We start from the raw sequence: 14,349 nt of genomic DNA on the forward strand, positions 1-14,349 counted from the left end.
GTGCACGAGCGCGGCGAGGCACGTCTCGAGGCTGGTGCCGGCCTTGAGGTTGCCGAGGGTGTGCGAGCGGATCTGCGCCGGCGTGTCCCCGATGGCCGCGAGCACGACGAGGACGACCAGCTCGCGGGTGCGCAGGTCGAGGCCGGGGCGGCTGGCGATGTCGCCGAACCCCCACTCGGTGAGCAGACGCGGCACGGCGTCCCCGAACTCGCCCGGCAGCGTCGCCATGGCGGTGCGCATCGCGGTGCCGTAAAGGGGCTCCTGCACATCCAGCCCGCGGGCGAAGCGTTCCTCGTCGGGGGTGGTGCCCTCGCCGGGCAGCGGCAGCTCGACGTCGTTGGCGCGCAGCACCTCGTTGAGGGCGGCGACCGCATTGAGCGTGCGCGGGAACCCGATGAAGGGGGCGCACTGGTAGAGCGTCTCGCGCAGCTCGACCGGCGTGACGCCCACGTTCAGGGCCGCCTGCGCGTGGCCACGTAGCTGGGCGATGCACTGCAGTGTCGCGAGCACCGAGACGGTGAGGATCTCGCGGGTGCGCAGGTCGAGGTCGCCGATGCGGAACACGTCGCCGAAGATCACCTTGCGCAGGATGTCGCCCAGCTCGGGATCGTCGGCGTTCAGGGCCGGTTCGCCCGGGCCGAAGAGGGAGTGGTAGGTCTCGTCCGCGAGTTCCTTGCGGCTGCGCTTGTCGGTCATCGTCGTCCTCCTGTCCGACAGGCTACCCGAGCGGCCTCACGTGCGGAGCGCAAGGGCGAGGCCGTCCCAGCCCTTCACGCCGACCGTCTGCACAGCCGTCGCGTCGTAGCGCGGGTCGGACGCCAGCACGTCCAGTGCCTGCCGTACCCCCGCGATGTGCGGGTCGGACGCCGCCGCCTCCACCTCGATGATGCGGCCGCCGCGCACGACGTTGTCGATGACCACGAGGGCACCCGCCCTCGTCAGTGCGGCGGCCCGATCGAGGTAGGTGGGTAGGGACGCCTTGTCGGCGTCCACGAAGACGAGGTCGAACGGCTCGACGCCGCGCTCGGCGAGCTTCGCCGAGGTGTCGGCCGCCGAACCGCAGAGGATGTCGACCCACGCCGACACCCCAGCGGCCTCCAGGTTGCGCCGGGCGGCGAGGGCGTTGGCACGGTCGATCTCGAGGGAGACGACGCGCCCCGCCGGGCCCACCGCCCGCGCGAGCCAGATCGTGCTGTAGCCGGCGAGCGTGCCGAACTCCAGCACGCGGCGCGCCCCCATCGCCCGGGCCAGCAGGAACAGCAGCTTGCCCGCCAGCGGGCTCACCTCGATGCCGGGTCGGCTCACATCCTCGGCCGTTCGCGCCGCGACGAGCGCGGCGTCCTCGTCGACCAGCCGGCCCAGATGGGCGTCCACCGCCGCGAAACGCTCCTGCATGCCGCAGATCCTCGCACGGGGCCGGCGGGTGGGGGGCGTCTTCAGGCCACCGGCGCCCAGGCCGGGCCCGTTGCCCCGAGCGCCTCGTCGAGCTTGGCGAAGATGGGCGTCGGCTTGGCCAGGGGCGTCCCGACGGCGATGGGCGTCGACGCCCACCGCGCCTGCTCGGAGGCGTAGTCGCCCATGAGCACCGGGTAGTCCGGGGCCCCCTCCTCCGACACGGTGACGATCCGCGGCTGCGCCGCCCACACGCCCTCACCGCCCAGCGCCTCGAACACCTTCTGGGCCGCATGCGGCATGAACGGGGTGAGCAGCGCGTTGCAGTCGCTGACCGCCTGCAGCGCCACGTGCAGGATCGTGTCCCGCCGCGCCGGGTCGTCCTTCTTCTTCCACGGCTCCTCGTCGGACAGGTACTTGTTCGCGAGCGACACGACGCGCATGGCCTCGGTGATCGCCTGCTTGAAGCGGGCCCGCTCGAGCAGGCCGCCGACGGTCTCGAACGCCCCCGCCGAGGCCGCCAGCAGCGCCCGGTCGGCCTCGGTCAACGCGGACGCCGCCGGGATCGCCCCGACGTTCTTGTGCGCCATCGACACCGAGCGGTTCACCAGGTTGCCCCACTCGTTGGCGAGCTCGAAGTTAACCCGGCGGACGAACTCGTCCCAGGTGAAGTCGGTGTCCTGGTTCTCGGGGCCGGCGACCGCGATGTAGTAGCGCAGCGCGTCCGGGCCGAACTCGCGCAGGAAGTCGCCGACGTAGATCACGTGCCCGCGCGAACTGGCGAGCTTGGAGCCCGACATCGTGAGGAACTCCGAGCTCACGATCTCGGTCGGCAGGTCGAGGACGCCGAACGCGCTCGGCTCGCCGCCGCGGCTGCCCGCCCCGTTGGCGCCGATGAGCATCCCGGGCCAGATGACGGTGTGGAAGGTGATGTTGTCCTTGCCCATGAAGTAGTAGCTGCGGGCGGCATCGTCCTGCCACCACAGGCGCCAGTCCTCCGGACGCCCCACCCGGCGCGCCCATTCGATGGACGCCGACAGGTAGCCGGTCACGGCGTCGAACCACACGTAGATGCGCTTCATGTCGGCGTCCGCCCAGCCCGCCACGGGAATCGGGACGCCCCAGTCGAGGTCGCGGGTCACGGCGCGCGGCTTGAGCTCCTTGGCGAACTCCCGACTGAAGCGGATGACGTTCGGACGCCAGTCGTCGCGCGTCTGCAGCCACTCCTGCAACGCCTCGGCCAGCGCGGGCAGGTCGAGGAAGAAGTGCTCGGTCTCGACGAAGTCGGGCACCTCGCCGTTGATCCGGCTGCGCGGATTGATGAGATCGATCGCGTCGAGCTGCCGGCCGCAGTTGTCGCACTGGTCGCCCCGCGCACCGTCGAACCCGCAGTGCGGGCAGGTGCCCTCGATATAGCGGTCGGCCAGCGTGCGGCCCGTCGACGGCGACAGCGCCCCCATCTGCTTCTCGGCGACCACGTAGCCGTTGCGGTGCAGCGCGCTGAACAGCTCCTGCACGACCGCTCGGTGGTTGAGCGTCGTGGTGCGCGTGTAGAGGTCGTAGGAGAGTCCGAGGCCCTGGAGGTCCTCGACGATCACCTGGTGATACTTGTCGGCGGTCTCGCGGGCGGTCAACCCCTCGGCGTCGGCCTTCACCTGGATCGCGGTGCCGTGCTCATCGGTCCCCGACACCATGAGGACGTCGTTGCCCGCCATGCGCTGGTAGCGGGAGAAGACGTCCGCGGGCACGGCGAAGCCGGACACGTGCCCGATGTGGCGCGGGCCGTTGGCGTAGGGCCACGCCGCGCAGGTGAGGATCCGAGAAGTCATGCTCGCGATTCTATGGCAGGGGCGCCACGCCCCCGACCGAACGCCATCCTCGCCGCCGGGCGCCGCCCAGGGCTCTCGACGCGAACCGCCGGGGCTGTCGGCCGGGGCGTCCGGCAACAAACAGCCCAAGATGCCGCGAAGATGAACGGGCGGCGACCACAGGTTTACGCTGGTTTATCGTGACCGCCGAATTGGTCCTCCTGATCCTGGTCGTTGGAACCGCCCTCGCGTTCGACTTCACGAACGGCTTCCACGACACCGCGAACGCGATGGCCACGTCCATCGCCACCAAGGCACTCTCGCCGCGCACCGCCGTCCTCCTGTGCGCGGTGCTCAACCTCGTCGGTGCCTTCCTGAGCGTCGAGGTGGCCCTCACGGTCACCAACGCCATCATCACCATCCAGAACGCCGACGGCACGCCGCGTGCCGACCTGCTCACGAATGGCGGGCACGACCTGCTGCTCGTGGTCCTCGCCGGCCTCGCGGGCGCCATCTCGTGGAACCTGTTCACCTGGATGCGCGGGCTGCCGTCCAGTTCGTCGCACGCCATGTTCGGCGGCCTCATCGGCTCGACGATCGCCGGCCTCGGCTGGCAGTCGGTCAAGTGGATCGGCAGCGGCGCGAAGCTCGACGGCGTCGTCGGCAAGGTGATCCTGCCCGCCCTCGCCTCCCCCGCCATCGCGGCGTTGGTCGCCATGGCCGGCACGTGGCTGGTCTTCCGCATCGCCCGAGGCGTCGCGCGCACGACCATGGACACCGGCTTCCGCTGGGGCCAGATCGGAACCGCGTCACTCGTGTCGCTCGCCCACGGCGCCAACGACGCGCAGAAGACGATGGGTGTGATCACGCTCGCCCTCATCGCCGGTGGCCACTGGACCAACACCGCCGAGATCCCGCTCTGGGTCAAGGTCGCGTGCGCCCTCGCCATCGCGCTGGGCACGTGGATCGGCGGGTGGCGCATCATCCGGACCATGGGCAAGGGTCTGGTCGAGATCTCGCCGCCGCAGGGTATGGCCGCGGAGGCGGCGTCCGCGGCCGTGATCCTGTCGAGTAGCCAACTCGGCTTCGCCCTCTCCACCACGCACGTCGCCACCGGGTCCATCCTCGGTTCGGGTCTCGGACGCCGCGGCGCCGAGGTCCGCTGGGGCGTGGCCGGCCGCATGGCGATCGCCTGGGTCATCACGCTCCCCTGCGCCGCCGCGAGCGGCGCCCTGCTGTGGGGCCTGGCCACATGGGCCGGCCCGGTCTTCGGCCCGATCGCGATCGTGCTCGTCATGGCCGGCCTCGCCTTCTGGATGTGGCTGGACGCCCAGCGGCACCCCGTGGGCCACCACAACGTCAACGACGAATGGGACGAAACGGTGCACCTTCCCGCCGAAGACCACGCGGTGGCGTCATGAGCCAGGTCCTCGCCGCGCTCGACGCGATCTGGAAAGTTCTGCTCGTCGGCCTCGTGCTCGGCGCGGGGCTGCCCGCCCTGTTCAGCCTCGGGGTGCGCCAGCACGCACACGGACGCCGCGGGGCCGCCTACGTCGCGTACGCCGTCGTGGGGGCCGCGGTCGTGCTCGGCATCGCCGGCATCGTGGCCCACGGGCTCGGCGTCAAGCTGTTCTGAGGCCCGCCGCCGCGAAACCGGGATCGATGACTTCGGTCACGAGCCGTTCCCGCCCGTCGTGGGGCAGGAAGGCCGCGCGGGCGGCGTCCACCGTGAACCGGTGCAGGTCGGCCAGCCCGTAGCCGAAGGCGTCGACCAGCAGGCCGAGTTCGCGACTCAGCGACGTGCGGCTCATGAGCCGGTTGTCGCAGTTGACGGTCACCACGAACCCCAGGCGCGCGAGAAGCCCGAAGGGGTGTTCGCCGATGGTCGCGCACACGCCCGTCTGCAGGTTCGACGAGGGACTCAGCTCGAGCGGGATGCGCCGGTCGCGCACCCACGTCGCCACGGGTCCCAGCCGGAAGCCGTCGCCCTCGGCGGCGATGTCGTCGACGAGCCGCGCCCCGTGCCCCAAGCGCAGCGCCCCTTGATGGAGGGCACCCGCGATGGATGCCACCCCCGCCGCCTCACCGGCGTGGATGGTGACCGGCACCCAGTGGTCAGCCAGGTGGGCGAACGTGACGTGGTGATCGGTCGCGGGGTAGCCGTCCTCCGGACCCGCCAGGTCGAAGCCCGCCACGAGCTGGTCGGCCCCGCTGATCGCCAGTTCGGCGACCGCCGACGAGGCGGGCCGGTGGCGCAGCGACGACACCAGCTGCCGGGCGATCATCGGCCTCCCGGACGCCGCCGCCTCCGCCATGCCCTCCCGCAGTCCCTCCGCGACCGCCGCGACGGCCGCAGCCGGCGTGAGCCCCGCCGCCCGATGCTGCTCGGGCGCCCAGCGGGCCTCGCCGTACACGACTCCGTCGGCGGCAAGATCGAGCACCCACTCGCGGGCGACCCGCCGCAAGTGGTCGGGCGTCTGCATGCACGCGACCGTGTGCACGAATGTGGCGAGATAGCGCTCGAGCGAACCGGAGCTCGCGGCCCGGTGGAACCAGTCGGCGAGACCGGCGGCGTCCGTGGCGGGCAACCGATGCCCCACCTCGTCCGCCAACTCCAGCATCGTGGCGGGCCGCAGGCCGCCGTCGAGGTGGTCGTGCAGGGCGACCTTTGGCAGGGTGGCGATCAGGGCGGCGTCGGCGGTCATGACGTCCGATCCTGCCACGCCCGGCGGGAGGCACAAGCGAGCCTCAGCGGCGGACGAGGTCTTCGGGGCCGAACGCTTGCGGCAGCACGTCGGCCATGCCCCTGATTCCCTCGGGCGTCTCGACCAGCAGGCCGTCGCCGCCGTGTTCCCAGAGCAGTTGGCGGCAGCGACCGCACGGCATGATGACCGCCCCGTCACCGTTGCAGCAGGTGAAGGCGATGAGGCGTCCGCCACCGCCGAGCACGAGGTCGGAGACGAGGCCGCACTCGGCGCACAGCGTCACACCGTACCCGGCGTTCTCGACATTGCAGCCCGCCACGACGCGGCCGTCGGAGACCAACGCCGCCGCGCCCACGCGATAGTGGGAGTACGGCGCGTAGGCCCGCTCGGACGCCGCCCGCGCGGCTGACTGCAGGGCAGCCCAGTCGACCGCGTTCATCGCTCGTAGGGCTGACCGTCGGCCTTCGGCGCGCGCGAGCGGCCGATGAGGCCGGCGACCGCGATGATCGTGGCCACGTAGGGCAGCATGAGCAGGAACTGACTGGGCATGGGCGTCTGCAACACCTGCAGCTGCGAGCCGAGCTGAGAGACGAAGCCGAAGAACAGCGCCATGAGCGCCGCCCGGACCGGATGCCAGCGCCCCATGATCAGCGCGGCGAGCGCAATGAACCCATTGCCGACCGTGATGTCCTTGATGAAGCTGACGCTCGACCCGATCGTGAAGAACGCGCCGCCCAGCCCGGCGAAGAGACCGCCGAGCAGGACCGCCTGCCACCGGACCAGGCGCACGTTGATGCCCACCGTGTCGGCTGCCTCCGGGTGTTCGCCGACCGAACGGACGCGCAGGCCCCACCGGGTGCGGTAGAGCAGGAACCACACGACGGCCACACTCACGATCGCCAGGTACACGAGGATGGTCTGGTTGAACAGGACCGGCCCGAGCAGCGGAATGTCGGAGAGCAGCGGGATGGGGAGCCGCGAGATGGGCGGGACCCGGTTGAGTTCGCCCGAGTTCGGCTGCACGAGTTGGTCGAACATGAAGCCCGTGATGCCCGACGCGAACAGGTTGATCACGACGCCGAGCACCACCTGGTCGACCAGGTACTTGATCGAGAAGACCGCCAACATGGCGCCCATGAGCACGCCGGCGATCACGGCGGCCACCAGAGCGGCCGGCACCGAGCGCGTCACCGAACCCACGAGCGCGGCGGTGAACGCGGCGGTGAGGAACTGGCCCTCGATCGCCACATTGACCACGCCCGCGTTCTCGCCCAGCGCGCCGCACAGAGCACCGAACACGAGCGGAGTGGCGAGCGCGATGGTGCCCGACAGCTGGTTGCTCACCGGGAACGCCTGGCTGCTGCCAGCGACGGCCCACGTCACGAAGCCGAGGCCCACGGCGATGCCGGCCACCGCCGCGGCGGCGGCACGGGACCGGCCCCAGAGGCGTCCGGAGAGGAAGCCGGCACCGGCGAGCAGCGTGAGCACGGTGCAGAGCAGCACCGTCGGCATGCCGGGCGCGCTCAGGGTGGGCAGCTGAACCGCGGCGAAGGCGTCCGAGAGGGCGTAGCGGGCATCCCCCGACGTGGCGGTGACGCCCAGCCAGCCCATGAGGACGCCGAGGACGACGAGCAGGACGCCGGTCGACAACCGGGCGCGGCGTCCGGCGGCGGATTCGGTGTGGGCGAGCTCGATAGGGGCGTCGAGCGAGTCGGGGTGCTGGACGGTGGCGCTCATGCCGCCTCACCTCCCACGAGGGCGGGCTGCTTGGGAGCCTTCACCTTCGGCATCAGAGCGCTCACGATGGCGGGTGCTGCCACGAACAGCACGATGAGCGCCTGGAGCACGGTGGACAGGGTCAGTGGGGTGCCCGCAGCGCTCTGCATCGCCAGCCCGCCGGCGTGCAGGCCGCCGAACAGCAGGCCGGCCAGGATGGTGCCCACCGGGCGGCTGCGGCCGAGCAGGGCCACCGTGAGGGCGTCGAAGCCCACCGTGCCCACGAGGCCCGCCGACAGCGGCGTCGCAGAGCCGCCGGCCGCCGGCCCGAGCGCGAACAGGACGCCGGCAAGCCCGGCGAGGAGCCCGGAGATGGCCATGGCGACGATGGTCGTGTTGTCCACGCTCATGCCGGCCGTGCCCGCGGCGTGCGGGTTGGCGCCCACCGCGCGCATGGTGAAGCCGATGGTGGAGCGGTCCATCAACCACCACACGAGGGCGGCCGCGGCCAGCGCCACGAAGAAGCCCACGTGGAAGTTGCGGAAGAGCGCCGGGAACTGGGCGGTGGCGTCCACGATGGGTGCGATCGGGTCGGTGCGACCCGGCCGCTGGAAAGCGGGCGTGATGAGCAGCCAGGCCAGGATCGACGTGGCGATGAAGTTCATCATGATGGTCAAGATGACCTCGTGGGCGCCCGTCTTCGCCTTGAGGAAGCCCGCAAGGGCGCCCCAGACGGCGCCGAGCACGAGCCCGACGGCGACGGCGACGAGCAGGTGGACGACGGGCGGCAGGTGCCAGGTGAAACCCACGTACGCCGCGCCGATCGCCCCCCACACCGCTTGGCCCTGGGCGCCGATGTTGAACAGGCCCGCCCGGAAGGTGACGCCGACGCCGAGGCCGGCCACGATGAGCGGCCCCGCCTGCCACGCCGTGGACGCCAACGCGTTCGGCGACCCGACGGCGCCGACGAACAGGGCCGCGTAGGCGTTCGCGACCTTCGCCCAGGCGGCGCCGAGCGGCAGCTGCGGGGCGGTGAACAGGTAGGCGAACTGGCTGGCGACGGCCTCGTCGGAGACGATCATCAACACGGCTCCCGCGAGGAGCGCGAGCACCATGGAGCCTGCGGTCACCGCCCACCGCCGCCGGCGCTCGCGCCAGGCGGCGCGGCTGTCCTCACTCATGCGTGTTCTCCTGACCGTGTCGCGCCGTCGCGCCCGCGAGGGCCTCGTCGAAGGGAACGCCCGCCATCATGAGGCCCATCACTTCGCGGGACGTGTCCGGGCTCACGATGCCGACCACCTTGCCCCGGTACATGACCAGGACGCGGTCGGCGAGCGCCTCCACCTCGTCGAGCTCGGTCGAGACCAGCAGAACGGCCGTGCCCTTGTCGCGCTCGGCCACGATCCGCTGGTGGAGGAACTCGATGGCGCCCACGTCGACGCCGCGGGTCGGCTGGCTCGCCACGAGCACCGACAAGGGCCTGCTCAGCTCGCGGGCCAGCACCACCTTCTGTTTGTTGCCGCCCGACAGGGCGCTGATCGGGTCGTCCACCGACTGGGCCCGGATGTCGAACTCCTCGCGCAGCGCCTCCGCATTGCGTTCGATGGCGCCGAGGTCGAGGGCGAGCCCCTTCGCGAACGGCGCCTGCGAGGCGCGGTTGAGCACCAGGTTCTCGGCGATCGTGAACGGGGCGACGAAGCCGTCGTACTCCCGGTCCTCCGGCACGAACCCCATACCGGCGTCGATGGTCCGGCGCGGCGTCGTGTGGCTGATGTCGACCCCGTCGAGCGTGATCCGGCCGCCGATCGGCGGGATGTTGCCCATGAGAGCGTCCACCAGTTCCGATTGGCCGTTGCCCTGCACGCCGGCGATGCACAGGATTTCGCCACCGTGCACGTCGAAGTCGACCCCGTCGACGACGATGCCTCCCGCCGAGTTCGCGACCCGCAGCCCCTCGACGGTGAGCCGCGCCTCGCCGGGGGCGGCGGCGTCCTTGTCGATCTGGAGCGCGATGGCGCGACCCACCATGAGCTCGGCCAGTTCGCCCTCGGACGCCGTCGGCTCGGCCCGGCCGACGATCTTTCCGCGCCGCATCACCGTGATGCGGTCGGCCACGGCGCGGACCTCGCGCAACTTGTGGGTGATGAAGACGATGCCGCGGCCCTCGTCGCGCAGGCGGCTCATGACGGCCATGAGCTCGTCGATCTCCTGCGGGGTCAGCACGGCGGTGGGCTCATCGAAGACGAGATAGCGCGCGTCGTTGGCGAGCGCCTTGATGATTTCGACACGCTGCTGGACGCCGACCGGCAGGTCCTCGATGACGGCGTCCGGATCGAGCGGCATGTTGTAGCGCTCGGACAGGTCGCGCACCCGCTTCCGGGCGGCGTCCTTGGCGAGGACGAAGCCGCCCTCACGGCCGAGCATGAGGTTCTCGGCGACCGTGAACACTTCGACGAGCATGAAGTGCTGGTGCACCATCCCGATGCCGGCGTTCATGGCCTGGCGCGGGTTGCTGAACGAGCGCGGCTCGCCGTCGATCACGATGCGCCCCTCGTCGGGCGTGAGCAGCCCGTACAGGACGTTCATCAGGGTGGACTTGCCGGCGCCGTTCTCACCGAGCAGGCAGTGGATCTCGCCGGGGGCGACATCGAGGTCGACCGAGTCGACGGCGGTGAATGATCCGAAGCGCTTGGTGATGCCCTCCAGCCGCAAGCCGGTCGAGGTGTCGTTCACAGGGCGGATCCTTCCACGGAACGCTGCTTCGTGCGAGCACGCACGCGGGGAGGCGACCAAGTGGTCGCCTCCCCACGCTGGGTGACGCGCGTCAGGGATCGATCAGGCGTCGATCTTGATGGTGCCGCTGGCGATGTCCTTGGCGAGCTGCTCCACCTCGGACTTGGTCTCCGCCGAGACCTTGCTGTCGAAGTCGTGGAACGGAGCCAGGTAGACGCCCTCGTTCTCGAGCGTGCCGGAGAAGACCTCGTTGCTGAACGTGCCCTCGAGGGAGTCCTGGATGGCGTTGAACACCGCGACGTCCATGCCCTTGCCGACCGAGGTGGGGATGACCGCCGCGTACTGCGGCATGGACAGGTAGCCGTCGGAGTCGACCCACATCGACGAGATCTTGCCGCCGGACTCCTGCGCGACCTGCAGGCCGCCCTCACCGGCGGGGCCGGCGACGGGCAGCAGCACGTCGGCGCCCTGGGAGGTCAGCGTGAGGGCCACCTGCTTGGCACCCGCCACGTCGGAGAAGCCGCCCACGAAGGCGCCGTCCTTGGCATTGGTGTCCCAACCGACGACCTTGACGTCGGTGCCCTTGACCTCGTTGTAGTGCTGGACGCCGAGGGCGAAGCCCTGCATGAAGATCGTCACGGTCGGGATGTTCATGCCGCCGAACGTGCCGACCGTTCCCGTCTGGGACAGCGACGCCGCCACGTAGCCGGCCAGGTAAGCGGGCTGGGCGGTGTCGAAGGTGAGGCCCTTGACGTTCTCAGGCGGGTTGTCGTAGGCGTAGTCGACGATCGCGAAGTCGATGTCGGGGTTGGCCTGGGCGGCGGCGAGGGTGTCGTCACCGAGCATGAAGCCGACGGTCACGATGATGTTGCAGTTGGAATCCACCATCTGCTGGATGTTCGTGGCGAAGTCGGAGACGGTGTTGGACTGGAGGTCCTTCTCCTTGATGCCGAGCTGGTCGACGGCATCCTTGAGGCCCTTGTACGAGGTCTCGTTGAACGACTTGTCGTCGAAGCCGCCCTCGTCGGAGACCATGCAGGCCAAGAAGTCGGAGGCGCCCGCGGCGGGGGACGAGGTGCCGGCCGCCGAGGAAGTCGGCTCGGCGGTCGTGGCGGGCGGAGGGGTCGCACAGCCGGCGAGAATCAGGGAGGCGGCGAGTCCGCCGCCGATCAGGAACTTCTTCACGGGTTTGCCTCCTAGGCAACGCAACTTTGCGGCGACACGCGCCGGTTCGTCCGGCATCCTAACGCGGCGTCCCGGCGGAGACGCCATGCCGGGAACGGTGCCGAGGGCGTTGTGACAGCTTTGTGATCTGGCAGGCGGTTGGGTCTCGGAACGGTTACGCCGCACGGTCACAGAACTTGCCGGACGAGGGCCTCGGCCGAGTCCACCATGAGCAGCGTCTCGCGCTCCCAGTTGGGTTCCTGGCCGCGGTAGGGGCCGGTTGCGAGCGAGATGATGACGGCGGCGGCGCGCAGCCGCAACTCGACCGGATCGACCCGGGTGTCGAACACGGGCACCCACGCTTGGAGCAGTCCGTGCACGCGGGCCGCCTGGGCGGCATTCATGCGCTGAATGGTCGACAGGTGGGCGATCAGGCAGGCGAGGTCGTCGGCGCGGCGTCCGGGACCGATGGTGTCGACGTCGAGGATGCCGACCACCCTGCCCCCACCCACATGCACCTGGCCCTCGTGGAAGTCGCCGTGCGTCGCCTCATTGCCGAGGGGAAGCTGGTCGAGCCCGGCGTGGATGTGGGCGGCGATCTGCTCCAGTCGCGTTCGTTGGTCGGGCAGGGCCGCCGCGACCATGCGCGTGTAGTGGTCGACGGCGTCCGACCACGGGGGGCGTCGTTCCAGCTGCGCGACGGTGGCGGGCATGGCGTCGAGGACGCCGATGAGTTGCTCCGCGGTGCACGGGGCCGGCTCCGCGAAGATGGCCCGCGCCAGCGGCGTCCCTCTGAGCTCGTGGAGGACGAGCAGGAAGTCCGGCGTCGAGGCCGCGATGGGCGGGGCGGGGACGCCGGCGTCCAGCAGGAGACGGTGCCGGTTGCGGACGTCCTGGAACATCTTCTCGCGCAGCACCTTCACATAGAACGTCTCGCCGCCGCGGACGGAGGCGCGGAGCACGGCACGACGGCGCGGACGGTACGCGATCATCTCGAGGTCGAGGTCGGCGCCCGTGACCGCCCCGGGGACCGCCCGGTAGGCGTGCAGGACGGCCGCCAGCGACTCGGGATAGGCGGCACGAACCAGGCCGGGCAGGTCAGGATCGTTCGGGTACAGCCACACGGCCACCTCGCGCTCGCCATCGGCGAAGATCTCGGCACGGCTGTCCGTGGCCGACAGCCCGTGGGCGCGGGCGCTCACCCCCAACAGTTCGTCGCGGCGGCCGTAGGGCCAGTCGACCACCGCCGAATACGTGGCGGTCGTCGAGGACTGCGGGTTGGCGTCGATGTGATCGAGCAGCCACGACCGGAGGGTGCCGCCGGCGTGGTCCACGGCGGCCGCGAGGAGGTCGCCCACCGCGGCGGAACTCAACAACCCCGCGCCGTCGTCGCTCATCGCACCCCCTTGTCCGGCTGCGCAACACCGCGCCCTCGCGGGCGAAACGTTACTGGACGACGGCCGCCTCGCCTGCCGTTCCCACACGAGTGACGTGCAGACGTGACGCGCGGCGTCCGTCGAGACCCGTGACGGAGAACTCCACATCCTCGCAGAGCCCCTCGTCGGAGCCCACCAGGACGAGCCGGGCACGGAGGGTGTCGCCGAGCCCCGGGAGGTGGCCCAGACCGGCCATGACATAGCCGGCCACCGTGTCGTAGGGACCCTCGGGCAGGACGAGCTCGAAACGCTCGGCGAATTGCTCCAGCGTCGTGAGACCGTCGAGGTCACCGTCGGTGGCCGCCTGGTCGGCGTCCGGGCCGGCGAGGTCGAACTCGTCGGTGATGTCGCCGATGAGCTCCTCCACGAGGTCCTCGATCGTGACGATGCCTGCCGTGCCGCCGTACTCGTCCCGGACGATGACGACATGGTCGTTGGCGGCCTGCATGACCGACAGCGCGTGCAGGATGCGCACCGTCTGCGGCAGCGCCGCGATCGGTCGCACCAGCTGGCTGATCGGCGCGTTGCGGGCCACCGGGTCGAGATCGAACAGGTCGCGGACGTGGAGGAAGCCGAGCACGTCGTCCACGTCGTTGCCGACGACCGGGTAGCGGCTGTGAGAACCATCCGCCACGACGCGCATGGCCTTGTGAGCGGGCATGTCGCCGTCGAGGAAGTCGACCTCCGTGCGGGGCACCATCGCCTCGCGCAGCGTGACCTGACCGGCGGAGAAGACCTCGTCGACGATCTGACGTCCCTCGTCGCCCAGCGCAGCGGACGTGGACACCATGGCGCGGAGCTCCTCGTCGGTGACCTCCTCGCGGGACGCGCGTGGGTCGCCGCCCAGCAGCTTCACGACGACGTTCGTCGAGACCCCGAGGAACCAGATGACGGGCCGCGTGAGGGTCGCGATCACGTTCACGAGCGGCGCGAGCGCCATGGCGAACGCCTCGGCGCGCTGCATGGCAAGGCGCTTGGCAGCGAGCTCGCCGAGCACGATCGAGACGTAGGAGATGGCCAAGGTGATCAGGACGAGGGCCAGCGTCGGCGCCACCGCCTCCGGGACGCCCCAGCCGACCAGGACGGGAGCCAGGTCGCCCGCAAGCGTGGCGCCGCCGACCGCAGCCGACAGGAAGCCCGACAGCGTGACGCCGATCTGAACGGCCGAGAGGAACCGGTTCGGGTCGGACGCCAGCGCACTCACCGTCGCGCCGCGCTTGCCGCGGGTCGCGAGGGCGCGCGCCTGGCTCTCGCGCAGCGAGACCAGCGCCATCTCGGCGGCGGCGAACACGCCGCCGATCACGATGAACAGCAGGATCAGCAAGACATTGGCCACGATGGGATCCACGCCCGTCAGAGTATCGGGGCACCCGGACGACGTTCACGCTCGGGGCC

General features: G+C 70.7%; 13 protein-coding genes. 2 read left to right on the forward strand and 11 right to left on the reverse strand.

Features of this window, described 5'->3' with window-relative positions; all coding sequences use genetic code 11:
* The 3 genes from Q1K57_RS07365 to metG all read right to left on the reverse strand — a co-directional run.
* Positions 1 to 696: carboxymuconolactone decarboxylase family protein (locus Q1K57_RS07365; RefSeq protein WP_300080467.1), on the reverse strand; the 696-nt coding region annotated here is incomplete at its 3' end.
* 36 nt (positions 697 to 732) lie between these two features.
* Positions 733 to 1,395, reverse strand: a complete 663-nt coding sequence (locus Q1K57_RS07370; RefSeq protein ID WP_300080469.1) for an O-methyltransferase — start codon at positions 1,393 to 1,395, stop codon at positions 733 to 735.
* Between the two features lie 41 nt (positions 1,396 to 1,436).
* Positions 1,437 to 3,221, reverse strand: coding sequence for a methionine--tRNA ligase (metG, locus tag Q1K57_RS07375; protein WP_300080471.1), 1,785 nt, complete (start codon positions 3,219 to 3,221; stop codon positions 1,437 to 1,439).
* Between the two features lie 179 nt (positions 3,222 to 3,400).
* Between metG and Q1K57_RS07380 the strand changes: the two genes are divergently transcribed.
* Positions 3,401 to 4,621, forward strand: a complete 1,221-nt coding sequence (locus Q1K57_RS07380; RefSeq protein ID WP_300080473.1) for an inorganic phosphate transporter — start codon at positions 3,401 to 3,403, stop codon at positions 4,619 to 4,621.
* Positions 4,618 to 4,836 (forward strand): hypothetical protein, encoded by a 219-nt coding sequence (locus Q1K57_RS07385; RefSeq protein WP_300080475.1) that lies wholly within the window; start codon positions 4,618 to 4,620, stop codon positions 4,834 to 4,836. Before Q1K57_RS07380 ends, Q1K57_RS07385 begins: the two co-directional genes overlap by 4 nt.
* Here the strand turns inward: Q1K57_RS07385 and Q1K57_RS07390 are convergent.
* From Q1K57_RS07390 to Q1K57_RS07425, 8 genes are all read right to left on the reverse strand, one after another.
* Positions 4,823 to 5,905: an adenosine deaminase gene (locus tag Q1K57_RS07390; protein ID WP_300080477.1), complete on the reverse strand. Its 1,083-nt coding sequence runs from the start codon at positions 5,903 to 5,905 to the stop codon at positions 4,823 to 4,825. The genes Q1K57_RS07385 and Q1K57_RS07390 overlap by 14 nt on opposite strands.
* 43 nt (positions 5,906 to 5,948) lie before the next feature.
* The gene (locus Q1K57_RS07395; RefSeq protein WP_300080479.1) at positions 5,949 to 6,344 is read right to left on the reverse strand and encodes a cytidine deaminase; all 396 of its coding nucleotides are present in this window, start codon (positions 6,342 to 6,344) and stop codon (positions 5,949 to 5,951) included.
* The gene (locus Q1K57_RS07400) at positions 6,341 to 7,642 is read right to left on the reverse strand and encodes an ABC transporter permease (RefSeq protein ID WP_366525352.1); all 1,302 of its coding nucleotides are present in this window, start codon (positions 7,640 to 7,642) and stop codon (positions 6,341 to 6,343) included. Before Q1K57_RS07400 ends, Q1K57_RS07395 begins: the two co-directional genes overlap by 4 nt.
* Positions 7,639 to 8,802: an ABC transporter permease gene (locus Q1K57_RS07405; protein WP_300080481.1), complete on the reverse strand. Its 1,164-nt coding sequence runs from the start codon at positions 8,800 to 8,802 to the stop codon at positions 7,639 to 7,641. The genes Q1K57_RS07400 and Q1K57_RS07405 overlap by 4 nt, the downstream gene beginning before the upstream one ends.
* The gene (locus Q1K57_RS07410; protein WP_300080483.1) at positions 8,795 to 10,354 is read right to left on the reverse strand and encodes an ABC transporter ATP-binding protein; all 1,560 of its coding nucleotides are present in this window, start codon (positions 10,352 to 10,354) and stop codon (positions 8,795 to 8,797) included. The genes Q1K57_RS07405 and Q1K57_RS07410 overlap by 8 nt, the downstream gene beginning before the upstream one ends.
* 102 nt (positions 10,355 to 10,456) lie before the next feature.
* Positions 10,457 to 11,539 carry a BMP family ABC transporter substrate-binding protein gene (locus Q1K57_RS07415; protein ID WP_300080485.1) on the reverse strand — a complete coding sequence of 361 codons (1,083 nt, stop codon included), beginning with the start codon at positions 11,537 to 11,539 and terminating at the stop codon, positions 10,457 to 10,459.
* A 167-nt stretch (positions 11,540 to 11,706) separates the two neighbouring features.
* A complete protein-coding gene (locus Q1K57_RS07420; protein ID WP_300080487.1) occupies positions 11,707 to 12,915 on the reverse strand; it encodes a phosphotransferase in 1,209 nt (402 codons plus the stop codon).
* Positions 12,916 to 12,964: 49 nt separating this feature from the next.
* Positions 12,965 to 14,302: a hemolysin family protein gene (locus Q1K57_RS07425; protein ID WP_300080489.1), complete on the reverse strand. Its 1,338-nt coding sequence runs from the start codon at positions 14,300 to 14,302 to the stop codon at positions 12,965 to 12,967.
* Between the last annotated feature and the right edge of the window lie 47 nt (positions 14,303 to 14,349).

Source organism: Propioniciclava sp., from assembly GCF_029977985.1.
GTDB lineage: Bacteria > Actinomycetota > Actinomycetes > Propionibacteriales > Propionibacteriaceae > Propioniciclava.

Excerpts from the sequence above, each read along its gene's own strand:
- Q1K57_RS07420 (WP_300080487.1), bottom strand. The coding sequence starts at position 12,915 with ATGAGCGACGACGGCGCGGGGTTGTTGAGTTCCGCCGCGGTGGGCGAC.
- Q1K57_RS07395 (WP_300080479.1), bottom strand. The coding sequence starts at position 6,344 with ATGAACGCGGTCGACTGGGCTGCCCTGCAGTCAGCCGCGCGGGCGGCG.
- Q1K57_RS07405 (WP_300080481.1), bottom strand. The coding sequence starts at position 8,802 with ATGAGTGAGGACAGCCGCGCCGCCTGGCGCGAGCGCCGGCGGCGGTGG.
- Q1K57_RS07400 (WP_366525352.1), bottom strand. The coding sequence starts at position 7,642 with ATGAGCGCCACCGTCCAGCACCCCGACTCGCTCGACGCCCCTATCGAG.
- metG (WP_300080471.1), bottom strand. The coding sequence starts at position 3,221 with ATGACTTCTCGGATCCTCACCTGCGCGGCGTGGCCCTACGCCAACGGC.
- Q1K57_RS07390 (WP_300080477.1), bottom strand. The coding sequence starts at position 5,905 with ATGACCGCCGACGCCGCCCTGATCGCCACCCTGCCAAAGGTCGCCCTG.
- Q1K57_RS07370 (WP_300080469.1), bottom strand. The coding sequence starts at position 1,395 with ATGCAGGAGCGTTTCGCGGCGGTGGACGCCCATCTGGGCCGGCTGGTC.
- Q1K57_RS07385 (WP_300080475.1), top strand. The coding sequence starts at position 4,618 with ATGAGCCAGGTCCTCGCCGCGCTCGACGCGATCTGGAAAGTTCTGCTC.